Raw genomic sequence first — 1732 nt, forward strand, 5'->3', positions numbered from 1 at the left:
TCAACAGAAGTTAAGTGACGATAGCCTAGGAGATACACCTGTTCCCATGCCGAACACAGCAGTTAAGCCCTAGAACGCCTGAAGTAGTTGGGGGTTGCCCCCTGTTAGATACGGTAGTCGCTTAGCGAAATTCCGCCATAGCTCAGTTGGTAGAGCGCATGACTGTTAATCATGATGTCACAGGTTCGAGCCCTGTTGGCGGAGTTATATGGTCCGTTGGTCAAGGGGTTAAGACACCGCCTTTTCACGGCGGTAACACGGGTTCGAATCCCGTACGGACTATATTTTTGAGAAGATCTGTTTGGTCTTCTCTTTTTTGATATTTATTGCCATCAAAATTCTTTTCTTATTGGGCAGTTACTGTTCAGCTTCATCTTATTTTCCTCTTTTATATTTTATGGGAATCAGTCTGCCATTGGAAATATATAAAGGAAAATAGAGTCTCTACTTGAGCAAAGAAACCGTTATGTGACAACATTTTGAAAAATGCATGTATCCAGATAATAGGTGCATGCATTTTTTATGTACGACGGGCATGTCGTACATCTGAGGTGAAAGTCCTCTGTGGACACCCGCTACCGGTGAACCCCAAAGCGACTCCCAAGCCTGACTATCGTGAGGTAGCGGGGAGAGGAAGGGATAGCGAAATCGTGGCTCTACGAACAGAAACGTGATAACAAGGCGTATATAGGGGATGAGGGGGCATATAACTCTAAAGTCCAAAAAGGTAGTCGTAACCTATAGACGTAAATCACGAGAGTAAACGAGGAAAGATGTACGACTTATCCCGTGAGGTCTCATGAGCGTCAAAGACGTAGTAACAACAAATCATGAGAAGTACCCTCGCCTATTGTTGTTATCAACTCATTCTTCGTTGAACAACAATGGCTGGGGCAGGCTCTCAGCCGAAGCTATAGTAGTGATGAAACTTCTGTAATAGAGGTGGAGCGAAGGGCTGAACAATTAACCGAAGTATACCTACTTCGCTTGTGTCTGTAAAACTAGCGGTCTGATAGAACTGGGTGCGGTCACGTATTGACTAGAGGAAAGTTCACCAATATAAGACGTCCCTCAGACACCGAAACAAGAAAGGAATACGCACATGTCACAGTTACTAGATAATATCCTATCTCGGTCCAATATGCTTGAAGCCTACAATCAAGTTAGAGCCAATAAAGGTTCAGCAGGAATTGACGGCGTAACTATTGACGAAATAGATGACTATCTCCGCAAACACTGGCGTTCAACTAAAGAACTCATAAAGCAGAGGTAGTACAAACCTCAGCCAGTTTTACGAGTTGAAATTCCCAAACCTAACGGCGGAGTCCGTCAGTTAGGTATCCCAACGGTCATGGATAGAATGATACAACAAGCTATTGTCCAAGTCATTAGTCCCATTTGTGAACCCTATTTCTCTGAGAGGAGTTACGGATTCAGACTCAATCGGTCATGCGAACAAGCTATTATCCAGTTATTAGAATACCTTAATGACGGTTATGAGTGGATAGTAGACATAGACCTGGAGAAGTTCTTTGATACCGTTCCTCAAGATAGACTGATGTCGCTTGTTCATAACATTATCCAAGATGGAGATACAGAATCTTTATACTCAGTTAAAATCAAAAATAGCGGAAGTCCAGTCTCTATGTACAATTGATTTTAGTTGATAAGCAGTTAAGGTTTGAATAACCTCTTCAAGTTTATCGATTACCTCATTTAACGTCCTAAATAC

The 1732-nt window shown here is 42.6% G+C and carries 2 tRNA genes, 1 rRNA gene and 1 pseudogene; all 4 read left to right on the forward strand.

The features are described from left to right. Nucleotides 1–10 precede the first annotated feature (10 nt). A 5S ribosomal RNA gene (gene rrf / locus ACVC7T_RS10870) occupies nucleotides 11–126 on the forward strand. Nucleotides 127–131: 5 nt separating this feature from the next. Next, a tRNA-Asn gene (locus ACVC7T_RS10875) sits at nucleotides 132–204 on the forward strand. Nucleotides 205–210: 6 nt separating this feature from the next. After that, nucleotides 211–282: transfer RNA gene (locus ACVC7T_RS10880), tRNA-Glu, on the forward strand. Between the two features lie 820 nt (nucleotides 283–1102). Then, nucleotides 1103–1606: pseudogene (locus tag ACVC7T_RS10885) on the forward strand (reverse transcriptase domain-containing protein); the annotation flags it as partial. Nucleotides 1607–1732: the final 126 nt, after the last annotated feature.

This window comes from Streptococcus sp. P25B114, from assembly GCF_053010325.1.